The sequence below is a fragment of the Novispirillum itersonii subsp. itersonii ATCC 12639 genome, assembly GCF_000381985.1.
GTDB classification, from domain to species: Bacteria; Pseudomonadota; Alphaproteobacteria; order Rhodospirillales; family Rhodospirillaceae; genus Novispirillum; species Novispirillum itersonii.
In genome coordinates this window covers 434,155-458,704 of record NZ_KB907337.1, presented here as the reverse complement: position 1 = coordinate 458,704, position 24,550 = coordinate 434,155, and the positions used below count along the sequence as shown (strand labels likewise).

General features: G+C 61.4%; 30 protein-coding genes and 1 tRNA gene. 24 read left to right on the top strand and 7 right to left on the bottom strand.

Going from position 1 to position 24,550, the window contains the following annotated elements:
- Nucleotides 1-53: 53 nt before the first annotated feature.
- The 13 genes from mmsB (at nucleotide 54) to G365_RS0102075 (ending at nucleotide 11,645) form a co-directional block, all read left to right on the top strand.
- On the top strand, nucleotides 54-947 hold the full coding sequence (mmsB, locus tag G365_RS0102135; protein ID WP_019643852.1) for a 3-hydroxyisobutyrate dehydrogenase: 894 nt from the start codon (nucleotides 54-56) through the stop codon (nucleotides 945-947).
- A gap of 101 nt (nucleotides 948-1,048) precedes the next feature.
- On the top strand, nucleotides 1,049-1,255 hold the full coding sequence (locus G365_RS0102130) for a DUF6898 family protein (protein WP_019643851.1): 207 nt from the start codon (nucleotides 1,049-1,051) through the stop codon (nucleotides 1,253-1,255).
- Nucleotides 1,256-1,436: 181 nt separating this feature from the next.
- Nucleotides 1,437-1,874, top strand: coding sequence for a ribose 5-phosphate isomerase B (rpiB, locus tag G365_RS0102125; protein WP_019643850.1), 438 nt, complete (start codon nucleotides 1,437-1,439; stop codon nucleotides 1,872-1,874).
- A gap of 132 nt (nucleotides 1,875-2,006) precedes the next feature.
- Nucleotides 2,007-3,296, top strand: a complete 1,290-nt coding sequence (gene glyA, locus G365_RS0102120) for a serine hydroxymethyltransferase (RefSeq protein ID WP_019643849.1) — start codon at nucleotides 2,007-2,009, stop codon at nucleotides 3,294-3,296.
- A 186-nt stretch (nucleotides 3,297-3,482) separates the two neighbouring features.
- On the top strand, nucleotides 3,483-3,947 hold the full coding sequence (gene nrdR, locus G365_RS0102115) for a transcriptional regulator NrdR (protein WP_026345018.1): 465 nt from the start codon (nucleotides 3,483-3,485) through the stop codon (nucleotides 3,945-3,947).
- A gap of 53 nt (nucleotides 3,948-4,000) precedes the next feature.
- Nucleotides 4,001-5,104, top strand: coding sequence for a bifunctional diaminohydroxyphosphoribosylaminopyrimidine deaminase/5-amino-6-(5-phosphoribosylamino)uracil reductase RibD (gene ribD / locus G365_RS0102110; RefSeq protein WP_019643847.1), 1,104 nt, complete (start codon nucleotides 4,001-4,003; stop codon nucleotides 5,102-5,104).
- An 8-nt stretch (nucleotides 5,105-5,112) separates the two neighbouring features.
- Entirely contained in the window at nucleotides 5,113-5,712 is a 600-nt protein-coding gene (locus tag G365_RS0102105; protein ID WP_019643846.1) for a riboflavin synthase, read from the top strand.
- Between the two features lie 4 nt (nucleotides 5,713-5,716).
- Nucleotides 5,717-6,832, top strand: coding sequence for a 3,4-dihydroxy-2-butanone-4-phosphate synthase (gene ribB / locus G365_RS0102100; protein ID WP_019643845.1), 1,116 nt, complete (start codon nucleotides 5,717-5,719; stop codon nucleotides 6,830-6,832).
- A 60-nt stretch (nucleotides 6,833-6,892) separates the two neighbouring features.
- On the top strand, nucleotides 6,893-7,354 hold the full coding sequence (gene ribH, locus G365_RS0102095; protein ID WP_019643844.1) for a 6,7-dimethyl-8-ribityllumazine synthase: 462 nt from the start codon (nucleotides 6,893-6,895) through the stop codon (nucleotides 7,352-7,354).
- Between the two features lie 18 nt (nucleotides 7,355-7,372).
- Nucleotides 7,373-7,912 (top strand): transcription antitermination factor NusB, encoded by a 540-nt coding sequence (nusB, locus tag G365_RS19950; protein WP_019643843.1) that lies wholly within the window; start codon nucleotides 7,373-7,375, stop codon nucleotides 7,910-7,912.
- A 19-nt stretch (nucleotides 7,913-7,931) separates the two neighbouring features.
- Nucleotides 7,932-8,909: a thiamine-phosphate kinase gene (gene thiL / locus G365_RS0102085; RefSeq protein ID WP_019643842.1), complete on the top strand. Its 978-nt coding sequence runs from the start codon at nucleotides 7,932-7,934 to the stop codon at nucleotides 8,907-8,909.
- Nucleotides 8,910-8,919: 10 nt separating this feature from the next.
- Nucleotides 8,920-9,393, top strand: a complete 474-nt coding sequence (locus tag G365_RS0102080; protein WP_019643841.1) for a hypothetical protein — start codon at nucleotides 8,920-8,922, stop codon at nucleotides 9,391-9,393.
- 173 nt (nucleotides 9,394-9,566) lie between these two features.
- Nucleotides 9,567-11,645, top strand: coding sequence for a sodium-translocating pyrophosphatase (locus G365_RS0102075; protein WP_019643840.1), 2,079 nt, complete (start codon nucleotides 9,567-9,569; stop codon nucleotides 11,643-11,645).
- Between the two features lie 45 nt (nucleotides 11,646-11,690).
- On the opposite strand, the gene G365_RS0102070 is transcribed toward G365_RS0102075, so the two are convergent.
- Nucleotides 11,691-12,176, bottom strand: a complete 486-nt coding sequence (locus G365_RS0102070) for an outer membrane protein assembly factor BamE (RefSeq protein ID WP_019643839.1) — start codon at nucleotides 12,174-12,176, stop codon at nucleotides 11,691-11,693.
- Between the two features lie 230 nt (nucleotides 12,177-12,406).
- On the opposite strand from G365_RS0102070, the gene G365_RS0102065 reads away from it, so the two are divergent.
- From G365_RS0102065 to G365_RS0102020, 10 genes are all read left to right on the top strand, one after another.
- Nucleotides 12,407-12,934, top strand: a complete 528-nt coding sequence (locus G365_RS0102065; RefSeq protein ID WP_019643838.1) for a ubiquinol-cytochrome C chaperone family protein — start codon at nucleotides 12,407-12,409, stop codon at nucleotides 12,932-12,934.
- A gap of 109 nt (nucleotides 12,935-13,043) precedes the next feature.
- Nucleotides 13,044-13,658, top strand: coding sequence for a YceD family protein (locus G365_RS0102060; RefSeq protein WP_019643837.1), 615 nt, complete (start codon nucleotides 13,044-13,046; stop codon nucleotides 13,656-13,658).
- Nucleotides 13,659-13,783: 125 nt separating this feature from the next.
- Nucleotides 13,784-13,966 (top strand): 50S ribosomal protein L32, encoded by a 183-nt coding sequence (gene rpmF, locus G365_RS23360; protein WP_081628399.1) that lies wholly within the window; start codon nucleotides 13,784-13,786, stop codon nucleotides 13,964-13,966.
- A gap of 41 nt (nucleotides 13,967-14,007) precedes the next feature.
- On the top strand, nucleotides 14,008-15,135 hold the full coding sequence (plsX, locus tag G365_RS19945) for a phosphate acyltransferase PlsX (protein WP_155976086.1): 1,128 nt from the start codon (nucleotides 14,008-14,010) through the stop codon (nucleotides 15,133-15,135).
- 84 nt (nucleotides 15,136-15,219) lie between these two features.
- Complete coding sequence (locus tag G365_RS0102050; protein WP_019643835.1) at nucleotides 15,220-16,194, top strand: beta-ketoacyl-ACP synthase III; 975 nt, start codon at nucleotides 15,220-15,222, stop codon at nucleotides 16,192-16,194.
- 228 nt (nucleotides 16,195-16,422) lie between these two features.
- Nucleotides 16,423-16,725: an integration host factor subunit alpha gene (locus G365_RS0102045; RefSeq protein WP_019643834.1), complete on the top strand. Its 303-nt coding sequence runs from the start codon at nucleotides 16,423-16,425 to the stop codon at nucleotides 16,723-16,725.
- Nucleotides 16,726-16,821: 96 nt separating this feature from the next.
- On the top strand, nucleotides 16,822-17,394 hold the full coding sequence (locus G365_RS0102040) for a MerR family transcriptional regulator (protein WP_051089824.1): 573 nt from the start codon (nucleotides 16,822-16,824) through the stop codon (nucleotides 17,392-17,394).
- 236 nt (nucleotides 17,395-17,630) lie between these two features.
- Nucleotides 17,631-17,707 (top strand) — tRNA-Pro (locus G365_RS0102030).
- 122 nt (nucleotides 17,708-17,829) lie between these two features.
- Nucleotides 17,830-18,447, top strand: a complete 618-nt coding sequence (locus G365_RS0102025; protein WP_019643831.1) for a hypothetical protein — start codon at nucleotides 17,830-17,832, stop codon at nucleotides 18,445-18,447.
- Nucleotides 18,448-18,699: 252 nt separating this feature from the next.
- Nucleotides 18,700-19,554, top strand: coding sequence for a hypothetical protein (locus tag G365_RS0102020; RefSeq protein ID WP_155976085.1), 855 nt, complete (start codon nucleotides 18,700-18,702; stop codon nucleotides 19,552-19,554).
- Nucleotides 19,555-19,673: 119 nt separating this feature from the next.
- Here the strand turns inward: G365_RS0102020 and G365_RS23730 are convergent, their stop codons facing one another.
- From G365_RS23730 to mazG, 3 genes are all read right to left on the bottom strand, one after another.
- Nucleotides 19,674-19,811 (bottom strand): hypothetical protein, encoded by a 138-nt coding sequence (locus G365_RS23730; protein ID WP_019643829.1) that lies wholly within the window; start codon nucleotides 19,809-19,811, stop codon nucleotides 19,674-19,676.
- A 235-nt stretch (nucleotides 19,812-20,046) separates the two neighbouring features.
- Complete coding sequence (locus G365_RS19940) at nucleotides 20,047-20,730, bottom strand: hypothetical protein (protein ID WP_019643828.1); 684 nt, start codon at nucleotides 20,728-20,730, stop codon at nucleotides 20,047-20,049.
- Nucleotides 20,720-21,559, bottom strand: coding sequence for a nucleoside triphosphate pyrophosphohydrolase (gene mazG / locus G365_RS0102005; RefSeq protein WP_019643827.1), 840 nt, complete (start codon nucleotides 21,557-21,559; stop codon nucleotides 20,720-20,722). The genes G365_RS19940 and mazG overlap by 11 nt, the downstream gene beginning before the upstream one ends.
- Nucleotides 21,560-21,737: 178 nt before the next feature.
- Here mazG and G365_RS0102000 point away from each other — a divergent pair, with 178 nt between their 5' ends.
- The gene (locus G365_RS0102000; protein WP_019643826.1) at nucleotides 21,738-22,130 is read left to right on the top strand and encodes a DUF4170 domain-containing protein; all 393 of its coding nucleotides are present in this window, start codon (nucleotides 21,738-21,740) and stop codon (nucleotides 22,128-22,130) included.
- A gap of 8 nt (nucleotides 22,131-22,138) precedes the next feature.
- On the opposite strand, the gene G365_RS22580 is transcribed toward G365_RS0102000, so the two are convergent.
- From G365_RS22580 to erpA, 3 genes are all read right to left on the bottom strand, one after another.
- The gene (locus G365_RS22580) at nucleotides 22,139-23,248 is read right to left on the bottom strand and encodes a DUF2336 domain-containing protein (protein ID WP_019643825.1); all 1,110 of its coding nucleotides are present in this window, start codon (nucleotides 23,246-23,248) and stop codon (nucleotides 22,139-22,141) included.
- Between the two features lie 143 nt (nucleotides 23,249-23,391).
- The gene (locus G365_RS0101990; RefSeq protein ID WP_019643824.1) at nucleotides 23,392-24,171 is read right to left on the bottom strand and encodes an exodeoxyribonuclease III; all 780 of its coding nucleotides are present in this window, start codon (nucleotides 24,169-24,171) and stop codon (nucleotides 23,392-23,394) included.
- Nucleotides 24,172-24,196: 25 nt separating this feature from the next.
- A complete protein-coding gene (gene erpA / locus G365_RS0101985; protein WP_019643823.1) occupies nucleotides 24,197-24,544 on the bottom strand; it encodes an iron-sulfur cluster insertion protein ErpA in 348 nt (115 codons plus the stop codon).
- Between the last annotated feature and the right edge of the window lie 6 nt (nucleotides 24,545-24,550).

Below are 24,550 nucleotides of genomic sequence, written 5' to 3'. Positions count from 1 at the left end.
TTTCATAAGCAGCCGATAACAGGCTGATAACAAACTATCTGGAGTGAGACGTCATGGCGGTGATCGGTTTTATCGGTCTGGGTAATATGGGCGGCCCGATGGCGGGCAATCTGGTGAAGGCCGGGCATACGGTGCGGGCCTTTGATCTGTCAAAGGACTCTGTCGCCAAAGCGGTGGAACGCGGCTGCGTCGCCGTCGCATCAGCGGCTGATGCGGCCACCGGGGCCGATGTGGTGGTGACCATGCTGCCCGCCGGTCAGCATGTACGGGCGGTGTACTGCAATGATGGCGGCGTGCTGTCAGTGGCCCCGAAAGGGGCGCTGATGATCGACTGCTCCACGGTTGATGTCGACAGCGCCCGTGCCGTTGCCAAAGCGGCGGAAGAGGCTGGCATGGCGATGGTGGATGCCCCGGTTTCCGGCGGCACCGCCGGGGCCGAAGGGGGCACCCTGACGTTCATGGTCGGCGGTCCGGATGCGGCGTTTGACCGGGCCCGCCCGGTGCTGGAGGCGATGGGGAAGACCATCGTCCACGCCGGTGGGCCGGGGAACGGGCAGGCCGCCAAGATCTGCAACAACATGCTGCTGGGCATCTGCATGATCGGCACTTCGGAAGCCTTTATGCTGGCCAAGCGGCTGGGGCTGGATGCCCAGAAGCTGTTTGATATCTCGTCCAAGGCATCGGGGCAGAACTGGTCGATGACCTCGTACTGCCCGGTACCGGGGCCGGTGCCGACCTCGCCCGCCAACCGGGGCTACACCCCCGGGTTTGCCGCGGATATGATGCTGAAGGATCTGAAGCTGTCGCAGGAAGCGGCGGCCCGGGCCGGGGCCTCCACCCCGCTGGGGGCAGCGGCGGAATCGCTGTATCAGCTGTTCAGCAACGCCGGGCACGGCGGGGTTGATTTCTCCGGCATTATCAAGATGCTCGACGGCGATATGACCTAAGGGCTGGAACACCGGCACCCTCTTGCGGCAGGGATCTGACAGCGCTATGTCAGATCCCTGCTATTTTTTTACCCGCACTCTTCAACGACCCGGAGCCTGCGATGACCGGAATGACGCCGAAAGGCAAGGATATCGGGACGGTTTATTTTGAGGTGCGGGTGATCGGGAATGCGGCGCAGGTTACCGCGATTCATGCCGCCACCGGCACAGAGGTCAAGGTGACCTGCCCGGCGACTCTGGCCCAGTCTTCGATGCAGCTGGCGGCGCTGCGGCGGCTTCAGTCGGTTCTGGCAAAAAACACCGGCTGACGCGGGGGAAGAGGGGGTCGCATCGGCTGCGGCTGAAAATGGTTTCCGTGCGATAATCTGCGATAATTGTCCGGTAGGACGCCTTTTCCCGACGCAGCGTAAAGGCGCCGGTTGGAATTGATGCAGATCCTGTGTTAAGGAACGCGCAGATTTTGCCGCCCAGACGAGAGAGTTACCCCCGATGAGCAGTCAAGACGTCATTGTGATCGCCTCTGACCACGGCGCCCTTGAGATGAAGGCGCTGCTGAAGCAGCACATGGAACAAAAGGGCCTGACGGTGCTGGATCTCGGCACGCATGGTACCGATTCGGTCGATTACCCTGACTTTGCCGACGCTGTTGCGGCGGCGCTGCTTGATGGCCGGGCTGCCCGGGGCGTGCTGCTGTGCGGCAGCGGTATCGGTATTTCCATCGCCGCCAACCGCCACCGCCATGTCCGCGCCGCGCTGGTGCACGACGGTTACGGGGCGCGGATGTGCCGCGAACATAACGACGCCAACGTGCTGGTGATGGGGGGCCGTACCACCGGCCCGGAGACGGCCAAGGATTGCCTTGATCTGTTCCTGTCGACCCCGTTTGCCGGGGGGCGCCATGCCCGCCGCATCGAGAAGATGAGTTAAGGCTGATTTTTCAGCTTTTTCAGTCTGTTCCGGGCGCAGGCTTTCTGGCCCCACCGCGTCCGGCCCCGGAATTTCGCCCCATCGCGGGGCTTCTGCCCCAGTGCGGGGTTCTGTCAGAGGATACACTCACTCATGACGTACGCAGTGCCCTCCAGCTTTTTCTCCTCCTCCCTTGCCGATGCTGATCCGGAGCTGATGGCTGCGGTGACCAGCGAACTGGGCCGCCAGCAGGACCAGATCGAGCTGATCGCTTCGGAAAACATCGTGTCGAAGGCGGTGCTGGATGCCGCCGGGACCGTGCTGACCAACAAGTACGCCGAAGGGTACCCCGGCAAGCGGTATTACGGCGGCTGCGAATTCGTCGATGTGGCCGAAGCGCTGGCGATTGACCGCGCCAAGAAGCTGTTCGGTGCCGAATACGTTAACGTTCAGCCGCACTCCGGCTGTCAGGCCAACGGCGCGGTGATGATGGCCCTGCTGCAGCCGGGCGACACCATTCTGGGCATGAGCCTGGCCGCTGGCGGTCACCTGACCCACGGTGCGGCCCCGGCCCAGTCCGGCAAGTGGTTTAAGGCCGTGCAGTACGGCGTGCGGAAAGAAGACAGCCTGATCGACTATGATGAAGTCGAGCGTCTGGCCGTCGAAAATCAGCCGAAGCTGATCATCGCCGGTGGTTCCGCCATTCCGCGTCAGATCGATTTCGCCCGCTTCCGTGCCATCGCCGACAAGGTCGGCGCGTATCTGATGGTCGATATGGCGCACTTCGCCGGTCTGGTTGCCGGTGGGGCCCACCCGAACCCGCTGCCCTATGCCGACGTGGTGACCACCACCACCCATAAGACCCTGCGTGGTCCGCGCGGCGGCATGATCCTGTCCAACAACCCCGACCTCGGCAAGAAGTTCAATTCCGCCGTGTTCCCGGGGCTGCAGGGCGGCCCGCTGATGCACATCATCGCCGCCAAGGCTGTCGCTTTCGGCGAAGCGCTGAAGCCGGAATTCAAAGACTACGCCGCCCAGATCGTGGTCAATGCCAAGGCGCTGGCTGAAGAGCTGGTCAAGGGCGGGCTGGATATCGTCTCCGGCGGCACCGACACCCATGTCATGCTGGTGGACCTGCGCCCGAAGGGCCTGACCGGCAACATCACCGAGCACGCGCTGGAGCGGGCCGGGATCACCTGCAACAAGAACGGCATCCCGTTCGACCCGGAAAAGCCGACCGTGACCTCCGGCGTGCGTCTGGGCACCCCGGCGGGCACCACCCGCGGCTTCGGGGAAGAAGAGTTCCGTCAGATCGGCCGCCTGATCGTGCGCGTGCTGGATGGTCTGGCCGCCAACCGCGAAGACAACTCTGCGGTTGAGGCTGCGGTGCGGGCTGAGGTGGCCGAGCTGTGCCGCCGCTTCCCGATTTACCCGACCCTGTAATTTGTGCTTTGCGGGCCGGTGCGGCGGGGGCTCCCCCTACCGCACCGGTCTTTTCTTTTCAGAGCCTTTTCCCGCCGGTGGTGGGGAAAGGCTCTCACTCTTTTCAACAAGATGGTGTAGGGTGCGGTCATACACCCACATCATCGGGGGTCTGCGTGGCAGTCCTCCGCAGTTCCGGGGATGATGATGCGCTGTCCGTTTTGTGGCCATGACGATACGCAGGTAAAAGACTCCCGCCCGACCGAGGATAATTCGGCGATCCGGCGGCGGCGTTTCTGCCCGGCCTGTTCGTCACGCTTCACCACGTTCGAGCGGGTACAGCTGCGCGATCTGATCATCACGAAAAAGAATGGCCAGCGTGTGCCGTTCGACCGGGATAAGCTGGTGCGGTCGATCAGCATTGCCTGCCGGAAGCGGAAGGTGGATGAAGAGCGGATCGAGCGGGTGGTGAACAGCATTCAGCGGCGGCTGGAAAGCTCCGGCGAGAATGATATTCCGTCGACCATGATCGGGGAAATGGTGATGGAGGCCTTGCAGGCCCTCGACCCGGTGGCCTATGTCCGTTATGCCTCTGTCTATAAGAATTTCCGCGAGGCCCGTGATTTCGAAGAGTTTATCGAAAGTCTGGGGGGGATTGAGACGCGGGCCTGACCGCCCGCCGGGGTTTGCTGCGCTGTTCCTCTGTTCTGAGAAAGGCCTGCCGGATGTCCGCCTTCACCGACGCTGATCACGCCCATATGGCTGCCGCCCTGCGGCTCGCCCGCCGGGGGCTGGGCAACACCTGGCCGAACCCGGCGGTAGGGTGCGTGATTGTGCGGGATGGGCTGGTGGTTGGCCGGGGCTGGACCCAGCCCGGCGGTCGTCCCCATGCTGAGGCATTCGCCCTGATGCAGGCGGGGGAGAAAGCCCGGGGCGCCACCGCCTATGTCACGCTGGAGCCATGCAGCCATTTCGGTAAGACACCGCCCTGTGCCGATGCGCTGGCCGATGCGGGTATCAGCCGTTGTGTGGTTGCGATCACCGACAGCGACCCCCGGGTCTCCGGGCGCGGGCTGGAACGGTTGCGTAGCGCCGGAATCACCGTGCAGAACGGTTTGCTGGCCGATCAGGCCCGTGCCCATAATCTGGGCTTTTTCCTGCGCGTGGAGCAGGGGCGACCCATGCTGACCCTGAAAACGGCAACCAGTCTGGATGGCCGCATCGCACTGGCCAACGGTGACAGCCAGTGGATCACCGGGCCGGATGCGCGGGCCCTGACCCACCGCCTGCGGGCGGAGCATGATGCTGTTCTGGTCGGCTCCGGGACCGTGCTGGCGGATAACCCTGATCTGCGCTGCCGCCTGCCGGGGGTTGACCCGCGCCCGGTGGTGCGGGTGGTGCTGGATGCCCGGCTGCGGACCCCGGTGGACTGTGCGTTGCTTGAAACGGCGGCGGCGGCCCCGGTGTGGATTGTCACCGCGCTGACGGCAAAGAACACAGACGCAGCGGCGGCCCTGTCCCGGGCAGGGGCGGAGCTGATCTTCCTGCCTGATCCGCATGACTGCGGTGCTGTGGCGACAGCGTTGGCGGAACGGGGGCTGACCCGGGTGATGATCGAAGGGGGCGGTCAGGTGGCCGGCGCCTTCCTGCGGGCCGGTCTGATTGACCGTGCGGTATGGTTCCGGGCGCCGAAAGTGCTGGGCGGCGATGCCCGCAGCGGCATCGGGGCGCTGGATCTGACCCGCCTGACCGACAGCCCGGAATACCGGCGTGTCAGGCTGGCCCCGGTCGGGGCAGACAGTGTAGAGTTTCTGGAACGAAAGATCTGAGGCAGGCAATGTTTACCGGCATTATCACTGATGTGGGGCAGGTCCGCTCCGTTGACCGCAGCGGCGAAGCCCGCTTTGTCTTCTCCTGCGCCTATGATGCGGATGGCATTGATCTGGGGGCGTCGATCGCCTGCGACGGTGTCTGCCTGACCGTGGTGGATAAGGGCCGGGATGCTGACGGCAACTGGTTTGTGATGGAAGTGTCGGAAGAGACCCTGTCAAAGACCACGCTGGCGGACTGGGCCACCGGGACCCGGGTTAATCTGGAACGGGCCTTAAAGGTCGGGGATGAGCTGGGCGGACATATCGTTTCCGGCCACGTTGACGGTGTGGCGACGGTGGTGGAAATCCGCCCTGACAACGAATCCCGCCGTCTGGTGTTTGAAGCCCCCGAGGCCCTGAAGAAGTTTGTGGCCCCGAAGGGCTCCGTGACCATCAACGGCGTATCGCTGACAGTGAATGAGGTGGACAACCGCCGGTTTGGGGTCAACATCATCCCCCACACCCAGACGGTGACGACTTTGGGGGATTTGATCGTCGGCAAGCGGGTAAACATGGAAATTGACATGCTGGCGCGCTATGTATCCCGCCTTCTGGAGAAGGAATAAGACCGTGACCACCTCTCTCGCCGCCCATCTGTCGCCGATTGAAGACATCATCGAAGACGCCCGCAATGGCCGCATGTTCATTCTGGTCGATGATGAAGACCGTGAGAATGAAGGGGATCTGGTCATTCCGGCGCAGTTCGCCACCCCGGCGGCTGTCAACTTCATGGCCATGTACGGCCGCGGCCTGATCTGCCTGTCGATGACGGCTGACCGCTGCCATCAGCTGAAGCTGCCGATGATGGACAGCCACAACCAGTCGCGCCTCGCCACCGCTTTTACGGTGTCGATTGAGGCGAAGGAAGGGGTGACCACCGGCATCTCCGCCTCTGACCGCGCCCGCACCATCGCCGTGGCGATTGACCCGTCGAAGGGTAAGGATGATCTGGCCACCCCCGGTCACGTCTTTCCGCTGATGGCCCGTGATGGCGGCGTGCTGGTCCGTGCCGGACATACCGAGGCGGCGGTGGATATCTCCCGCCTTGCCGGGCTTAACCCGTCGGGCGTGATCTGCGAAATCATGAACGATGACGGCAGCATGGCCCGTATGCCTGACCTGATCCCGTTTGCCCAGAAGCATGGCCTGAAGATCGCCACCATCGCCGATCTGATCGCCTATCGCCGCCGCACGGAAAAGCTGGTGCGCAAAGAGGTGGAAAGCCGCTTTGAGTCCGCCTTCGGTGGCGAATGGTCGCTGAGTGTTTACGTCAACACCATTGGCTATGCTGAACATATTGCTCTGGTTAAGGGCGATCTTCAGGCATCGGATGAGCCGGTTCTGGTGCGCATGCATGCCATGCATGTGCTGGATGACGTGCTGGGCGATCTGCATGGTGGCCGTCACGGTCAGCTTCAGGCTGCGATGAGCATGATTGCCGCAGAAGGCCGGGGTATCGTGGTGCTGCTGCGCGAAGCCAACCGTGCCACGCTGTCTGACCGCCTGAAAGAACGGCTGGGGGCCCCTGATGCCGGGTCGCGGCTGGTCGATTACGGTGTCGGCGCACAGATCTTGCTGGATCTCGGGGTCCGTGACATGGTTCTTCTGTCGAATACCGAACGTCACATCATCGGCCTTGACGGCTACGGCCTGCGCGTGACCGGACGGAAGCCGATCGTCGCCTGAGCCCTGCCGCTGCCGTCTGTTTTGCTTCACTCCTCATCCCGCCACGGAAAAGGTGACACCATGAGTTCTGGTTCTGGTCCGCGCATTCTGATCGTTGAAGCCCGTTTCTACGACGAGCTGGCCGATCAGCTGGTGAAGGGCGCGGTGCAGGAGTTGACCGCCCGCGGTGCTGGCTATAAGCGCGTCATCGTACCGGGAATTCTGGAGATTCCGGCGGTGATCCGCTTTGCCATCCGGGCGATGGAACTGCGTGCCACCGATACCCGCTATGCCGGGTACGTGGTGCTGGGCTGTGCCATCAAGGGTGAGACCGATCATTACGAACACGTCTGCAACGAAGCGATGCGGGGTGTCCAGCAGCTTGCGCTGGATTATTCCCTTGCCATCGGCAACGGTATTCTGACCTGCCAGACCTGGGATCAGGCGGTGGCGCGGTCACGCGTGGACAGCAAGAACCTTGGCGGCAAAGCTGCCGCCGCCTGCATGCGTATGATTGAAATTAAAAAGGAACTGGGCCTGTAATTCTGGCCCCCGGACCCCATGACGACACAGAAAAAACCCTCTGATGCGGCCCTGCGCCGTGGTGCCGCCCGCCTTGCTGCGGTGCAGGCCACTTATCAGCTGTCCCTGACCGGCGGGCGGATTGACGATGTTCTGTCTGACCTGATCAGCGGTGCCATCGGCGGCGAAGTGATCGCCGAAGACCCGGATCTGGAAACGGAAGAGGTCGTGCCGCTGATCGAGATGCACGCCGAGCTGTTTTCGGTTCTGGTGCGTGGCGTTGATGCCATGAAGACCCGCCTGGACGAAGTGATTGATGCCTCGCTCGGCACAAACTGGGATTCGACCCGGCTGGAGCCGCTGACCCGCTCGATCCTGCGCTGCGGTCTGTATGAACTGCTGGAGCGGCCGACCATGCCGGCGCGCGGCTGTATCTCGGAATACGTTGACATCACCCGGTCCTTCTTTGAAGGGGCTGAGCCGGGGATGGTCAATGCCGTTCTCGACAAACTGGCCCGCCAGATCCGCCCGGAAGAGATGGAAGCGGCCCGCCGTCCCCGCCCGGCGGACGGCGCCTGACGCTGCCGCAGGACGGACGATGAGCCGCCGTGGCGAATTTGGCCTGATTGCCGATCTGTTTGCGCCCCTGGCTTCAACGGAGCCGGGGGCGCTTGCGCTTACTGATGATGCGGCGGTGCTGGATCTGCCCCCCGGTCACCAGCTGGTGACAACCGTCGACGCGATTGTTGCCGGGGTGCATTTTCTGCCCGACGATCCGCCTGATACGATTGCCCGCAAACTGATGCGGGTCAATCTGTCTGATCTGGCGGCGATGGGGGCAAAGCCACGGGCCGGTTTTTTGACCTGTGCTTTTCCGAAAAATACTCCTGAAGGCTGGATTGAAGCGTTTGCCGCCGGGCTGGCGGCGGATGTCGCCGCCTTTGCGATGCCAATCGCCGGGGGCGATACCGTTTCGACCCCCGGCCCGGCGACGTTTACCCTGACCGCACTGGGGACAGTGCAGCCGGGGCAGGCGGTTTTACGCTCCGGGGCCCGTCCGGGGGATCTTCTGGCCGTCAGTGGCTCCATCGGTGACGGGGCACTGGGGCTGTTTGCCGCACAGCAGCCGGTCAATCCGGGCGATGCCGCCCAGATGTTTCTGGCGGACCGGTACCGGGTGCCCCGGCCCCGGCTGGATGTTGCAGCGGCTCTGGCCCCGTATATGCATGCCTGCATGGATATTTCTGATGGTCTGGTGCAGGATATGGGGCACGTCTGCAGGGTTTCCGGCGTTGGGGCGCAGGTGGATCTAAGGCAGATACCGCTTTCAGACGCCGCCCGGTCGTGGCTGGAAAGCGGTCAGGCCACGCTGGAGCAGGCCGTGACCGGCGGTGATGATTACGAGCTTCTGATGGCGTTTCCACCGTCGGCGCTGGACCAGATCACAGCATGGAACCGTGGCGGCGGTACCCCGGTGACCGTCATCGGTGTGTTTACCGAGGATCCGGCAGTTTCTCTCACCGGCCCGGACGGGCGGGGTTGGGCCCCGGCCCGACCCGGTTTCACCCACTTTTAAGGAGGCGGAGATGATCCGGGTTCTGGTGATCGTTGTGGCGTTAATGGTCGCCGTCATGCTGGGTCTGGGGGGCCTGATCCACTTCAATATCATCCCCGATATCACCGGCGGGCTGATTAAGCCGATGGAAGGGAAGGTGGAAAACGCCCCGCCGCCCGGTCCGCCGCCACGGGTTGACCCGATTTTTCTGAACATGGCGCCGTTCTCGATCCCGGTCATTCAGAATAAGGAAGTGACCGGCAACATTTACTTCGCCCTGCGGCTGGAGATGTACCCGACAGCCGATGGCAGGGTGGCAAAGGCGTTGCCGCAATTGCACGACCTTTATCTGCGCGCTCTGTTCCAGATGGTGCCGGATATGATGACGGAGCGGACCACCCCGGATTACCGGGCCATCAAGGCTCGCCTGAAGGTGATTACCGAGCGAGTCGTCGGGACCGGGCAGGTTAAGGATGTGATTGTCATGTCTGCCTTCACCCGGTAAGGGCTGCGGTCTGGTCGGTCCTTTCAGCGCACGATCCCATGCGTTGTGCGGGGTGCCGCCCGGACCGCCTGATGTCGCGAAACAATGGCAGATGCCTCTCCCCGCAGTAACCTTGCGGTATATCCGGCTTTTTGCGACCATACTCCTGACATCACTGGCAGGGGGAGGGTCCGATGGCCGCCTCATTCGTGTTCATCATCGCCTGCGGTTTTCTGGCGATCGGGTACGCTGCCTTTGCCACCCGCTCTATTCTCGCCGCAGGAAGCGGAACCGCAGAGATGCAGCGGATCGCCTCTGCCGTGCAGGAAGGGGCGGCGGCTTATCTCAGCCGACAATATAAAACCATTGCCGTCGTCGGTGCCCTTGTCGGCGTACTCTTAGGGGTGCGTCTTGGTCTGCATGTGGCCATGGGGTATGCCGTCGGGGCGGTTCTGTCCGCTCTGGCCGGGTTTGCCGGGATGCACATCTCCGTGCGGGCGAATGTCCGCACGGCCGAAGCGGCGCGCAGTGGCGGCCTTGCCCCGGCGCTGCGGGTGGCATTTCGCTCCGGTGCGGTGACCGGCCTTCTGGTGGTTGGTCTGGGGCTGCTGGGCGTTGCCGGATACTATGCTTTCCTGCTTTCCGCCGGGCTTGCCCAGCGGGCGATCCTTGAGGCTTTGGTGGCCCTCAGTTTCGGGGCCTCGCTGATCTCCATCTTTGCCCGGCTGGGGGGTGGCATTTTCACCAAAGGGGCGGATGTCGGGGCAGATCTTGTCGGCAAGGTTGAGGCCGGAATCCCTGAGGATGATCCGCGCAATCCGGCAGTGATCGCTGATAATGTCGGCGATAACGTCGGTGACTGTGCCGGTATGGCCGCTGATCTGTTTGAGACCTATGCGGTCACCGTGGTTGCAACGATGCTGCTGGGGGCGATTTTCTTCCCCGAAGCGCAGGCGGGAACCATGATGCTGTTTCCGCTGATGATTGGGGCGGTTTGCATTATTGCCTCTGTCATCGCCACGTTTTTCGTGCAGCTTGGCCCATCGGGCAACATCATGCAGGCCCTGTACAAAGGCTTTATCGGGGCTGCCGGGGTTTCAGCGGTGCTGATTATCGGGGTGACCCTGCTGATGTTCCCTGATGGGGTCACTACCCGTAGCGGCCTGACCATCAGTGCGCTGTCGCTGATCGGCTGTGCCTTCACCGGGCTGGCCGTCACCGGGCTGATTGTCTGGATAACTGAATACTACACCGGCACCGATCACCGGCCTGTCCATTCCGTGGCGCAGGCCTCGCAGACCGGGCACGGCACCAACGTGATTCAGGGGCTGGCCGTGTCGATGGAGGCAACCGCCCTGCCGGTGCTGGTCATCAACGCCGGGATTCTGGCGGCTTATGCTCTGGCCGGCCTTTACGGGATCGCCGTGGCGGCAACCACCATGCTGGCTCTGGCGGGTATTGTGGTGGCGTTGGATGCTTATGGTCCGGTGACCGATAACGCCGGGGGAATTGCCGAGATGGCAAACCTGCCGCCGGAGGTGAGAAAGATAACCGATGCCCTTGATGCCGTTGGCAATACGACCAAAGCTGTCACCAAAGGATATGCCATTGGCTCTGCCGGTCTGGCGGCGCTGGTTCTGTTCGCCGCCTATATCGAAGACCTGCATCACTACTTCCCCGATCTGACGCTCCAGTTCTCCCTGACCGATCCTTATGTGGTGGTCGGTCTGTTTTTCGGCGGACTGATGCCGTATCTGTTCGGCGCGCTTGGGATGCAGGCGGTCGGCCGTGCCGCAGGGGCGGTTGTGCTGGAGGTCCGCCGCCAGTTTCAGTCCATTCCGGGGATCATGGATGGCAGCGCGAAGCCGGAGTATGGCACCTGTGTCGACATGCTGACCCGGGCCGCAATCCGTGAAATGATTGTTCCGTCTCTGCTGCCGGTGCTGTCGCCGGTGGTGCTGACGGGACTGGTCTGGCTTCTGGCCGGTCAGGCCGCCGCCTTTACGGCTCTGGGGGCGATGTTGCTCGGCACCATTGTCACCGGGCTGTTCGTTGCCCTGTCGATGACCTCCGGTGGCGGAGCGTGGGACAATGCCAAGAAGTATATCGAGGACGGCCATTTCGGCGGCAAGGGGTCTGACGCTCACAAGGCCGCAGTCACCGGGGATACCGTCGGCGATCCGTATAAAGATACGGCAGGACCGGCAATTAACCCGATGATTAAAATCAGCAATATCGTTGCGATTCTGCTTCTGGCGCTGATCGCGTCGTAAACTGGCAAAACACCCGGACGGGACAGCGCCGTCCGGGTGTTTTTATTATCGCGGCAGCGCCGACTTGGGGTCACTGGTGCTGTTGAAGCGCCCGATGTTCCCCAGCAGCTGCTCCATGATCGTCAGCTCGTGACCGGCGCTCGGCGTTTTGCGCGAGACAAGGGTGACTTCCTGCCCGGAATTTTTATCAAGCGTCTTCATCTCATCCATCACCCCACCTTTGTCGAAGGTGAAGATCAGGACCTGACGCTCCAGTTCCTCGCTGGCATGGAAGGAAACCTGCTGCCGACGGGCGCCGATGTAGTACCACACCTCGCCATTATCAAACATGGATGTGGTCGAGGGGGTGCCAAGGGCCTGAGCAATATCCGCCCGGGTGCTTTTGCCGGGTTCAATCTGGGCCATCACACTTTTCTGGGGCATGGCCCCATGAGTGCGGACCTCGGGGGAGCAGGCAGCCAGAAGGATCCCACAGGCCGCCACGGCGGGGATAACACTCAGGCTGAAAATCCGACTCGTCCCAAAGGTCATCTGTCCAGACTCATTCAAGAAAAAGGGAAGGGCGCCGCCATTGTGCTGGCCGCCTCTTGCGGTCAGCGGCGCCGGTGTGCATGTTTATAGCAGCAGCGGACGGCAATTGCAAAGCAGGCACCGCCGCCAAAGCGCCACGCGGGTGGGCCTCCTTATTGCTCGACACTCCACCGTTGCTGGGCTAAATGCTGGGCTATCGACGCTGATATTCCGGAAAAGAAGGATCATCCATGTTCGGCTTGTTCAGGAAACGCCGCTGGCAGAAGCCTGCAGAAGGGCTGTATCTGTCGCTGGTGGCGCAGTCCCGCCGGGAGCAGTTCTATCTTGCGGGCGGCGTCCCCGACACGGTCGACGGCCGTTTTGATATGATCTGCCTGCACACCTTTCTGGTGCTGCGCCGCCTGCGGGCCGAAGAGGCCCCGGATACGGCAGAGCTGGCGCAGGCAACCTTTGACCTGATGTTTCAGGATATGGACCGCAATCTGCGGGAAATGGGCGTCGGCGACCTGTCGGTCGGTAAACATATCAAAGGGATGGCCAAGGCCCTGTATGGCCGTATCGCGGCTTACGAGGAAGGACTGCTGGCGGAAGATCCGGCCCTGCTGGATGCTGCCCTGCGTCGCAACCTGTTCCGTGGGACGGAGCCTGACGCTGCACAGGTCGACGCCATGGCCGCCTATGTCCGTCGGCAGGCTGATGGGCTGACGCAACAGGCGACGGCAGATCTTCTCGCCGGAAAGGTGTCTTTCCTGCCTTAAGTCCGTGACTTTCCCCGGCGGTCTTTTCCCCCGGATGTTTTTTCATTGAAACGTGATTATACACCGCGCCTGCCCTCTGGCAGGGTGGTGACTGGAGAAGGAGGGCGTAATGTCCCATAAACAGCCGGAAAATACCCCGGATGCTGCTGCGGCTGAAGCTGCCGCGCAGGAGCGGATCGCCCCTGAGTTTTCCCGCCCGGTGAACGTGGAGCGCCTGCCGGACCTTGGCCGTCACTGGACGGTGGAAGCGACGGCGGAAGAGGCGGCCGCGCTGGCGCAGCGCCTGAATGTTGACGCGGTGGAAAGCCTGAAGGGCGTTCTTCACGTCAAGCCGTTCGCCAAAGGGGATATGCTGAAGGTGACGGGCACGATGACCGCCACCGTGCGGCAGGCCTGTGTCGTCACCCTTCAGCCGCTGACCAGCCAGCTTTCGGAAGACATTGACCGCGTTTTCAGCTTCAGCGCGCCTAAAGATCTGCCGCTTGAGGTGGAATGGACCGTTGAGGATGAGGATTTGCCTGATCCTGTTGTTGACGGCGCGATCGATCTTGGCGAAATTGTCGCCGAGCAACTGGCTCTGTCGATAGACCCTTACCCGCGGGCCGAGGGGGTTGCCTTTACGGTGCCCGAAACCCTGGGCGGAGTTTCTGCAAATGGACCAGAAACGGAGAATCCGTTTGCTGCCCTTGCCGGGCTGAAGAATAAAAATCCGCTTAAAGAGTAAGGTGGCAGTTGCGGTCCACCGCCTTTTTGTATAATAAGGCTGACCTTCCAGTCAGGCCAGCCAAAGGCACCCTTGCGGTGCCACCGCCAGACTGGCCCTGAGAACCGGATTGAGAGTACGAAAAAATGGCCGTTCCTAAGAAGAAGACCTCCAAGTCCCGTCGCAACATGCGTCGTTCGCACGATGGCGTCGTGGCTCATGCCCACAATGAATGCCCGAACTGCGGCGAAATGAAGCGCCCGCATCACGTTTGCGGCTCCTGCGGCCACTATGACGGTCGTGAAGTCGTGGCGTCCGAGGCCGCTTAAGGCCTCGGGATGCGTCTGACCGACAGGTGTGAGGTGGTGCTTTGAGCGCTCCGCTCGTTCTCGCGCTTGATGCCATGGGAGGGGACTTCGCCCCGAAGATGGTGGTCAAGAGCATTAAAATTGCGCGGAAACGCTATCCAAACGTGCATTATCTGCTGTTTGGGGATGAGGCTAAAATTCGGCCGCTGCTGAAGAAAAAGCTTCGTCCATATTGCACCATCCGCCACACCCCGGATGCCGTCACCAATGACGATAAGCCGTCGCAGGCTGTGCGTCAGGGGCGGAATTCCAGCATGTGGCTTGCCATCAAGGCGGTGAAGGACGGTGAGGCGGCTGGTGTCGTCTCCGCTGGCAATACCGGCGCCCTGATGGCGATGGCCAAGCTGATCCTGCGGACCCTGCCGGGTGTCACCCGTCCGGCCATCGCCACGCTCCTCCCGACAATCCGGGGGGAGAGCGTGATGCTTGATCTTGGCGCCAACGCGGAATGCGATGCCAATAATCTGGTCGAGTTTGCGATTATGGGCGAAGTGTTCGCCCGTTCCCTGCTCGGGCTGGAACGCCCGACGGTCGGCCTGCTGAATATCGGCTCGGAAGACCTGAAGGGCACCGATACGTTGCGTCTCGCCTCACAGATGCTGCGGGATAACGCGCCGGAAACCATGGACTTCAAAGGGTTCGTGGAAGGCAATGATATCGGTGCCGGTGCTGTCGATGTGGTGGTCACAGACGGTTTCACGGGCAATGTGGCCCTGAAAACCGCTGAAGGGACTGCCAAGCTCTACAGCACGTTCCTGAAATCAGCGTTTGAAGCCAGCTTTCTGGCAAAGATCGGCTACCTTCTTGCGAAGGGGGCGATGGACCGCGTAAAAAAACGCACCGATCCCCGGCGCTATAATGGGGCGATGTTTATCGGCCTCAACGGAATCTGCGTGAAAAGTCATGGCGGCACCGATCATGTCGGCTTTGCCAATGCCATCGGTGTTGCCGTAGATCTTGTCAGCAATGAGCTGAATGCAAAAATTAAGGAAGAGTGCCACCATCTGGGTGAGCGCGTCCAGCAGCGGCAAGCAGCCTCGGCGGAAGTGATTTCCGCGCCTGAAGCCGTTGCCGGTTCTGAGATTTCCTCAGGGGCTCTGCCTCCCTCCGGGGCGGCGCAGGCTCTGTAATTCGTCACGGATATGCGCCTTTGTCCGGCTTACCCTATTCCAGGGAGGGCGGACTGGCGCACTGATGCGGAAGGCTGAAGCAGCATGGTCTGGCGTTCGGTTATTGCAGGCACCGGGTCTTACCTTCCGGAGCGGGTTGTCACCAACGCCGAAATGGCCGAGCGGGTGGATACCTCCGACGAATGGATTATCGAACGCACCGGCATCCGCCAGCGCCATGTCGCGGCGGAAGGCCAGTGTACGTCAGATCTTGCCATCAAGGCCGCTGAGCGTGCCCTTGCCGCTGCTGGCGTTGATGGTCGGGATGTGGATCTGATCGTTCTGGCAACCGCCACCCCGGATTATACGTTCCCCTCAACCGCAGTGACCGTGCAGGCCCATTTTGGCTGCGCCGGGGTTCCGGCGTTTGACGTGCAGGCGGTGTGTTCCGGGTTTGTCTATGCCCTGACGGTGGCCGATAATTTTATCAAGGCCGGGCAGGTGAAAACGGCTCTGGTTATCGGAGCCGAAACATTCTCCCGCATTCTTGACTGGCAGGACCGCACCACCTGCGTTCTGTTCGGGGATGGCGCCGGGGCTGTTGTCCTGAAGGCGGAAGAGGGGACTGGCACGTCTGATGACACCGGTATCCTGACGACGCATCTGCATGCGGACGGCCGCCAGCACGACCTGCTGTATGTGGATGGCGGGCCGTCAAAGACACAAACCACCGGATATCTGCGGATGCAGGGGCGTGAGGTTTTCCGTCACGCCGTCGTTAATCTTGCTGCTGTTGTGGATGAGGCGCTGAAGGCGACAGGTCTGACCGCGGAGCAGGTTGACTGGCTGGTTCCGCATCAGGCGAATCGCCGCATCCTTGACGGGACTGCAAAAAAGCTGGGCGTCAGCCCGGACAAGGTTGTGATCACCGTTGACCGTCATGCTAATACCTCAGCGGCATCTATTCCCCTTGCGCTGGATGAAGCGGTCCGGGATGGCCGGATTCAGAAGGGGCAGGTCGTCATCCTCGAAGCGATGGGGGGTGGCTTTACCTGGGGGTCTGCGCTGATTCGGATGTAATTAGACCTCCGAGACAGGGACTGAACCGACACCGGATCTGCGGGCTGCAGGTCCGGTGTTTTTGTTTGCGTTGCAAAAAATCAATCTTTTCAGACTTCAAGTGCTAAGGACTTAAGGCTTAGCCTTTTCTGTGCACTCTAAGAGGTTTCGTCAAACCTCTGATATTGACGGATTTCCGGATCAAGGATACCGTTGCAAAGGATCATCTCCTTTCGGCGAGGTCGTACTATGTCGGGACATACCATTACACGGGCCCAGCTCAGTGAAGCTGTTTATCAGGAAGTCGGTCTGTCTCGGAATGAGTCGTCCGAACTTCTTGAAATGGTCTTGAATGAAATTTCGCAGGCTTTGGCGGAAGGGGCTGCCGTCAAAATCTCTTCCTTTGGCAGCTTTTCTGTCCGTCAGAAGGGGCAGCGGGTTGGCCGCAACCCCAAGACCGGCGACGAAGTGCCAATTCTTCCCCGTAAAGTTCTGGTTTTTCGCCCGTCGCAGCAGCTGAAGGCGCAGATTAACGCGGGGCTTGGCGACTGATGCGGCAGGGCAGGGGGCTTTTATAGCCCCCTGTGACGCCGAAGTTGCCGGGCTTGCCCGCGTCCTGCCTTCAGATACAGGGTGCGAGGAGGCGGCATGGGATACGTAATGGTTCAGCAGGATTCTCGCCGGTCCGCCAAATCGGATACGGCTTTCAGGACAATCAGTGAGGTCGCGGAAGATCTGGATGTGCCACAGCATGTCCTGCGCTTCTGGGAAACCAAGTTCACGCAGATCCGCCCGATGAAGCGTGGCGGTGGGCGACGCTATTACCGTCCGGAAGATGTGACGCTCCTGCGGCGGATCCGGACTTTGCTTTACGAAGATGGTTTTACCATTAAAGGGGTGCAGAAACTGCTCCGCGATGGTGGGCTTGCCCCCGGTGAAATCGCTGCGCAGGCTGAAGATGTGGCGGCTGTTGCCTCACCGCTGCCGCCCGCAGCGGACCCGGTCCCGGAACACGCTGCGGAGAGTGGCGCTGATGCTGAGGTGGAGGCTGATGCCAGCGCTGAAGTTTCGGATGAAGATTCTCAGCAGATTGACATTTTTATGGCCATTGAACAGCAGATCGCAGCAGAGGGCTTGAAGGAACAGCAGCGGGCTGAACTTGCTGCCGTTATCGAAGAGCTGGAGGCCGTGCGGCGGCTTTTCACGGCTTTTTCTGCCTGAGAGAAAAGCGACGTACTGTGCTTTTTTGACAAAAAGGGCCGCATCGCAGGATGCGGCCCTTTGTCTTGCCCTTTGCCTTGGTCATGCCCGGATGCGCCCTCTTCCCCTGCCCTGATAGGCAGATGATTTTTTTCAGGAAAAATGCGAATCAGGCATTGCGCTCCGGGGGCGGTCTGGCTATAGTCCCGTTCCCCGCTGATGGCGGGGTCAGCGGCAAAACCGCTGTCTGAAGAGGTCGGAGTGTAGCGCAGCCTGGTAGCGCACTTGACTGGGGGTCAAGGGGCCGTGGGTTCAAATCCCGCCACTCCGACCATTTCTTCCCCCGCTTGCCAAAAATTGAAAAAGAAATCTACCGCAGGTCATCTTCTGCGTTCACATTTCTGTTTTCCTCGCGATATACTCAACAGTGGGGCTGTTCCCCTGTGAGTGGAAATCATGCTGTCGCTCTCGCCGTTCGCTCCCGTCCAGTATTTTGAGCAGGTCCGGCCGGTTCCCTCCGTGAACCGCGGTGCCGAGCGCACCTTTACCCCCGCCGAGCGTGACGCAGCCCCCACACGTAAGCGTGATGGAGGGGCCCGGACCCCTGATGCGCAGGAACAGCCTCTCAGTGGGTTCGGCGCATCGGCAACGCTGTTGTCATCGGCGCTCCTGACGGAGCTGAGCCGTCAGCAGGGGCGGTCTGCGGCCCCTGAGCAACAGGATGACGCTGTTCGGGATGACAGTGATGAGCTTCTTGACCGCGCTCCGGTAGATAAAAAGCGTCAGCGTAAGTCGACGGAAACGACTTCCACCACCGCTGCTGACGCCGGTTTTGGCGCTGCCGTGGCTAAGGCTGCGGAGGGTGGTGACACTTCCGCAGCAGACGCCCCGATATCCGGGCTGACGGATGGCGCGTCTGCTCCGTCTGCCGCGAATGACAGTGCTATGCAGGAAGATCGGGGACAGACTCTGGTTAGACTTCAGCGGGCCAAGGCGGTTTATACGCAGGGGCAGATTGCTTCCGGGTCTTATGCCTTTGCCCAGTCGGCCGAAGTGTTTCAGATGGTCGCCTGATGTGGCAGGGCAGTTGAAAATGACTGAAGCCTGTACACTGTGACTGCCACCCCGCATATTGTTTATCTGGCGACGCCTCATGGCTTTGGTCATGCTGCCATCGTGACGGCTGTCATGGCGGCTGTTGCGGTCAGATTTCCCCATATCCGACAGACGATCGTAACGCAGGCCCCGGAGGCGTTTCTGAGGGGGCGTCTTTCCGGCCCTTACGCCTATTGCTCTGATGTCTGCGCAACCGATTTCGGGATGTGCATGTCCAGCAGCACCGGCATTCTCCTGCCGCAGACGTTGGAGCGGTATCACGCCGCCCATCAGGATCTGGCGGGGCATCTCGTCCGGCGGAAGGCGGCTCTGGCAGCTCTGCGGCCTTCTCTGGTTGTCGCCTCAGCCTCGTATAGCGCCATTGCTGCGGCTGCGGATCTGGGGGTTCCGGCGGTCACGGTCGGTCCGTTCCTGTGGCATGATATTGTGCAGGCATATGCACCCGGGGCCGATACTCTTCTCTCTGAGATGGCTGAACTGTATCAGCGGGCAACAGGCTTTGTGCTGACCACACCTTTTGTTGCCCCGACGGTGGCGGGGCCCGCCCGGCATGTGGTTGGGCCGGTGGGCTTGGTGGGGCAGTGCCGCCGGGCGGATCTGTTGAAAACGGGGGTTATCCGTCAAGGGGAGCGCATCGTCTTCGCCAGTCTGGGCGGGGTCGGCGAGGATGTTCCTTATTCCGGCTGGCGATGTCCGGCTGGCTGGCGTTTGCTGACACAGGAAGATGCCCGGCGCCATGGCCTGCGGATCGGTGATCTGATTGCATCCTCTGCTGCAGTTGTCACCAAGCCGGGATATGGCACCTATGTTGAAGCCGCGCATGCCGGTGCCAGCCTGATCAGCCGGGCCCGACCGGATTGGCCGGAATCCGCTGGATTGCTCGGCTGGTACCGGCAGCAGGGATTGCCGGTATATGAGGTCTCGGAGGAAAGCTTTGCCGGGTTTGGGCCGCTGTCAGTTCTGTCAAATAGCCCTGACATCGGGGATGCCGGGACGTCGGCAGGACAGCGCTTTACTCCGGGGGCGGAGCAGTGCGCAGACCTTCTGATCGGTCAGTATCTGTGATCACCTGACTGAGTGAGGGTCGCCGACCGCGCAGGATTGTCACTGCAACAGCGGCACAAGGTCTTTAAGACGTCAAAGGCCGCAGCGGAGAACCCGTGCGGCCTTTGACAGAAGGATCTTTATCGGGCCCGGCCAACACCAAGGAAGCGGGCCCGGTTGAATGCCGCATCCAGACGGCGCTGGCGGCGGAGGAAACGCTTGCGCAACAGATCGAACGGAACGGTCAGCAGCAAGGCGAACACCAAAAATTCAATCACGGGGCGCCTCAACAGTCAAATTTGTTGGCTTGTCCGGGTCGGCCCCATCGTGCGGTGTGATACGGCGCACAGACTTATAATCCGTTTACATCCGTAATAAACCGCTCCCCTTGCGGGCCGATTCGGTAGGGTCGATTATAGGGGTGGGGATATCCAATACAAATGTTGTTTTCTTATCCTGAAGGATAGAGGTATCAGTCATTGGCCTGCCGACAAAAGGCCTAGGCTGAAAGAGTCATTTTTCAGGGGTTGCCGCAGTGGGGGGAAACATCTGGATATGCACGATCGGCGCGGGCTGATTCGGCCCGTTGACAGTCCAGTCATACACCACCCAGCCGGGATAACCGGGGATGCCCGCTGACTTATTCTGGGCATTGGTCTTGATCACTGTGGCATCGGTCATGATACGGATCTTGCCGTTGGGCGTCAGGCCGAGGGCCTGAAGCTCTTCCCGGGCGCCGGGCTTGGCCCCGGTGGCCGCAACCACATACAGCACCCCGTTTTTCCTGACTTCCATGCGCAGAATTTCCATTCCGCGCCGGGGAAAGCTGACCTGCGACGTGCCGGTAAAGCGGCCCAGCCGCTCGTAAAACACATCGAAGGTACCGCGCCCGACAGCCTGTACCTTTTTGAAGGAGTCGTCGCGCTGCAGATCCCGCAGAATAGCGCCTTCTTTCTCCTTTACCTCGGTAACATCTTTCAGGGCCCCGGTCACAATGTCTTTGTACAGGGGGACCCAGACCAGTTTCCCCTTATAAACCAAAGCATAGTCGCCGGTTTTTGAGATACGGATTTCGGTCAGGAAGTCGTCGGGCATGTAGCAGCTTGCCGCCAGCGGGGCCAGCACCAGCACGGTCAGCAGGGTGCGGGCCATGCGGCGGCCATGCCGGAAAAGCCGTGCTATCCGTTCAGAGACCATTGGCGTGATCCTCTTCCTTGGCGACCGTCCACAGGGCATCCATCTCTTCCAGTGTTGACTGGGCAGGGGTCCGGCCACGCTCTTTCAGCAAGGCTTCCACCCGACGGAAGCGCCGTTCAAACTTTATGTTGGTGCTGCGCAGGGCCCCTTCAGGCTCGATACCGGCCTTGCGGGCCAGATTGACAACCGTGAACAGAAGGTCACCGATTTCATCGCGGATCCGGGACGGATCGGGGGCCGGGGCGGTGAATTCCACCCGCACCTCTTCCAGTTCTTCCTCGATCTTACCCAGAATATCAGCGGCATCGGTCCAGTCAAAGCCGACACGGGCGACGCGGTTTTGCAGTTTAAGGGCCCGGGTCATGGCTGGCAGGGTTGATGTCAGGTCATCAAGCACGCTCGGGTCGGCGGTTTTGGCTTTGGCGGCCCGCTCGGCGGCCTTGATGTCTTCCCAGGCCTTTGTCTGTTCCTCGGCGTCTGCAACGACGGTCTCGCCAAACACGTGCGGATGACGGCGGATCAGCTTGTCGGCGCAGCGTTCAGCGATGTCAGTGAAGCTGAAGGCCCCGGCATCCTGCGCGATCTGACCATGAAAAACGACCTGAAGCAGCAGGTCCCCCAGCTCATCTTTCAGTGATTCCATGTCATTGCGTTCGATTGCTTCAGCAACTTCGTAGGCTTCTTCAATCGTGTGGGGGGCGATGGTGGCGAAGCTCTGCTCCAGATCCCACGGGCACCCTCCATCGGGGTTGCGCAGGCTGGCCATGATAGCCAGAAGCCGCCGCATCGGGTCGGCGTCGGTCGGAATCGGCAGCGGCGAGCGGGGCATGAACAGGGGTCCTCCGGCGAAGGGGAAAGGCGCGCTATCCTTCTGTGATAGCAGAGGATGCCGCACCTGCGATAGGGGCGGCATCACTGATGTCTGCGAAGGGTTTTCTTCCGGCGGCGGAAGACGTATAAGAGCGCGGGTTTGTGCATGTCTTCCATCGGCCAAGGGATGACCCGTAATGAGTGAAAAGAAATTTTACGTCATCGGCGGCGAGTACGCTGATTCCGCGTTTACCCGCATTGCCACCGGCAAGACCCTGGAAAAGTACGGTCCCTATACCGCGGATGAAGCCCGCTCTTTCTGGCGGGATATCACCGGCCGCACGGTGGATAATGCCATGGTGCGCTATGTGGTGAAGGCTGACGAGGATCTGGAAGACAGCCAGTACTATGTCGTCGGCGGAGAATACGCCGACAGCGACTTCCATGAAATTGCCGCCGGGAAAAAGCTGGAAGTGTATGGCCCGTTCGCCCGCCAGCAGGCGCTGGATTTCTGGCGCGGCATTACCAGCCAGACCATTGATTCCTGCCTGCACCGCTATGACATCAGCCGCAGCGATCCGCGCGGCTGAGTAAACGGTTATTCCCAGACACTGCCGGGGTCGGCGCGCCATCCGTCAAGGATGCGGTCGGCTTCGGCAGCGGTGATGCGGTCGAAGACCCGCAGCGCGGCGATAAGGTCGCCGGAACGCTGGCTGGTGCCATAAGGTGCGATGCCGTTCAGGCGGGCGTAGGTTTCCGCAAACACCTGCCGCGATGCCCCGCCGGAGCGGCAGACGACCGCCAGCGCCCGCCCGGCAGGCGTGTATAAAATCTGCGCCACGGCAGCGGCGGGCAGGCGGGCCACTTTTGCCATCAGGTCATCCGCCCGTTTCGGCTGGCCATTGCGCAAGGCTTTGACAAAGCCGTCGAGCAGGGAGTTCATCGGCACATCCGGCCCGGGGGAAACGGCAGAAGCGCTGCCGGGGGGTGTGCTACGCCGGGTAAAGGGGCCGCAGGCATCTTCTGCGGCGGCAAAAAGCTCCTGATCAAGTCCCTTTGGCAGGTCGGCCCCGAAGACATCCTTCAGATAGGTCTGTACCGCCGTACCGGCGCACAGTGACAGGCGTGCGGCCAGTGTCGGCGTCAGTTCCGCCCGCCGTGCAAGGGGCCACTGCAGGTCAGGGCAATATTCCGCGCGCTCGATCAGCCGCAGAAAGCCATTCCCCGAAATTTCTGTCTGCGGGTTTGATGCGATCAGCATCGCCACCGTATCATCCCCCAGCACCAGCAGCACATCGGTCAGGGGGCGGGACAGCACTTTCCGCTCGCTGATCGCCTGCCGGTGGTCCAGCCCGCGTTCCATCACAATTGCAATCAGGGTGCTGTCATCAAGGGCAGGGCTGCGGACCAGAATCGGGCGGGCTATGTCGATCGTATCCCGTGCCAGAAGGGTCATCAGGGATGCCGGCACGTCAGTGCGGTCCGCAAGGCGGTCAGCCAGCACCCGGCGCACCATCCGCTCAATCTGCGGATACAGGGCTTCCAGAATATCGAAGGCCAGGGTTGTTTCGGTCGCGGATAACGGTACGTCATTGCTGGCGCACAGCGAGAAGACCGCTTCGGCGACCTGTCCCCGGTCAACCTGTGGCAGATCGCCCCGGTCGCCGGATGCAAAGGCTGTCAGAATATCCCACGGGGAGGAGTGCATCGCGACCTCCACCGGCGCTCAAGCGTGCCGGTCTGAAGAACAGGGAATGTCTGACTATACTCCCTGTTTTCTGTCCTTCAGTGATTCCGGTCACAAGGTTTGTCGCCGGAGACGCATTCCTGAGTTGTACGGGGGGCGCTGCCTCAGGCGATGTTCAGCTGACACAGCACCGGGGTGTGGTCAGAGGCTTTTTCCTTCCCGCGCGGCGCACGGTCGATCCTGCAGCTTTCAAGGCGGTCTGCCGCCGTCGGGGACAGCAGAAAGTGATCAATCCGCAGGCCATTGTCTTTTGGCCAGGCTCCGGCCTGATAGTCCCAGAAGGAATAACGGTTCGGCTCTTTGTTGACCGCCCGGAATGCTTCGGTATAGCCAAGGTGGAGCAGGGCGCGGAACCGGGCCCGGCTTTCCGGGCGGCACAGGGCATCACTGGCCCAGCCTGCGGGATCATAAACATCGTCATCGGTCGGGCAGATGTTATAGTCCCCGCCCAGCACAACCGGCATTCCGTAGCCCAGCAGGGTTTTGGCCCGGTCATACAGCCGGTCCATCCATGCCAGTTTGTAGGGGTACTTTTCGGTATCGACCGGGTTCCCGTTTGGCAGATACAGGCTGGCCACCCGGATCTTCCCGTCAATGGTTGCCTCGATATACCGCGCCTGCACGTCGGCTTCGTCACCCGGCAGGCCGCGCATTACGTCGCTGACCGGCAGGCGCGACAGCAGCGCCACCCCGTTATAGGCCTTCTGCCCGTGTACATGGCAGGAATACCCCGCCGCCTCAAGCGCGGCGAAGGGAAAGGCCTCGTCCATGCATTTCAGTTCCTGCAGCAGAAGAACATCGGGCGTGGCGGAACTGATCCAGTCAAGCACGTTTTCAAGGCGGGCCTTGACCGAATTAACGTTCCAGGTGGCGATGGTGATCATAAAGCAGTCCGCAGGGAGGGGCGGGTCAGACGGCGAAGGACGTGCCGCACCCGCAGGTGGAGGTGGCGTTGGGATTGCGGATGACGAATGCCGCCGCCATCAGATCCTCGCTGAAATCAATGACGGATCCGCGCAGAAGGTCAAGGGAACCTTCATCGATCACGACCTTTACACCGTGACGGTCCAGCACCAGATCATCGTCACGGGTCTCTGTATCCAGATCAAACCCGTATTTGAAGCCGGAGCACCCGCCGCCGGAAACCTCAACCCGCAGCATCAGGGCTGTGTTGTTTTCCTGGGTGATCAGCTGGCTGATCCGCCGGGCGGCAGATTCCGACAGATCAAGGTCTTGGGGGGACAGGGCAGAAGCCATGGCAGA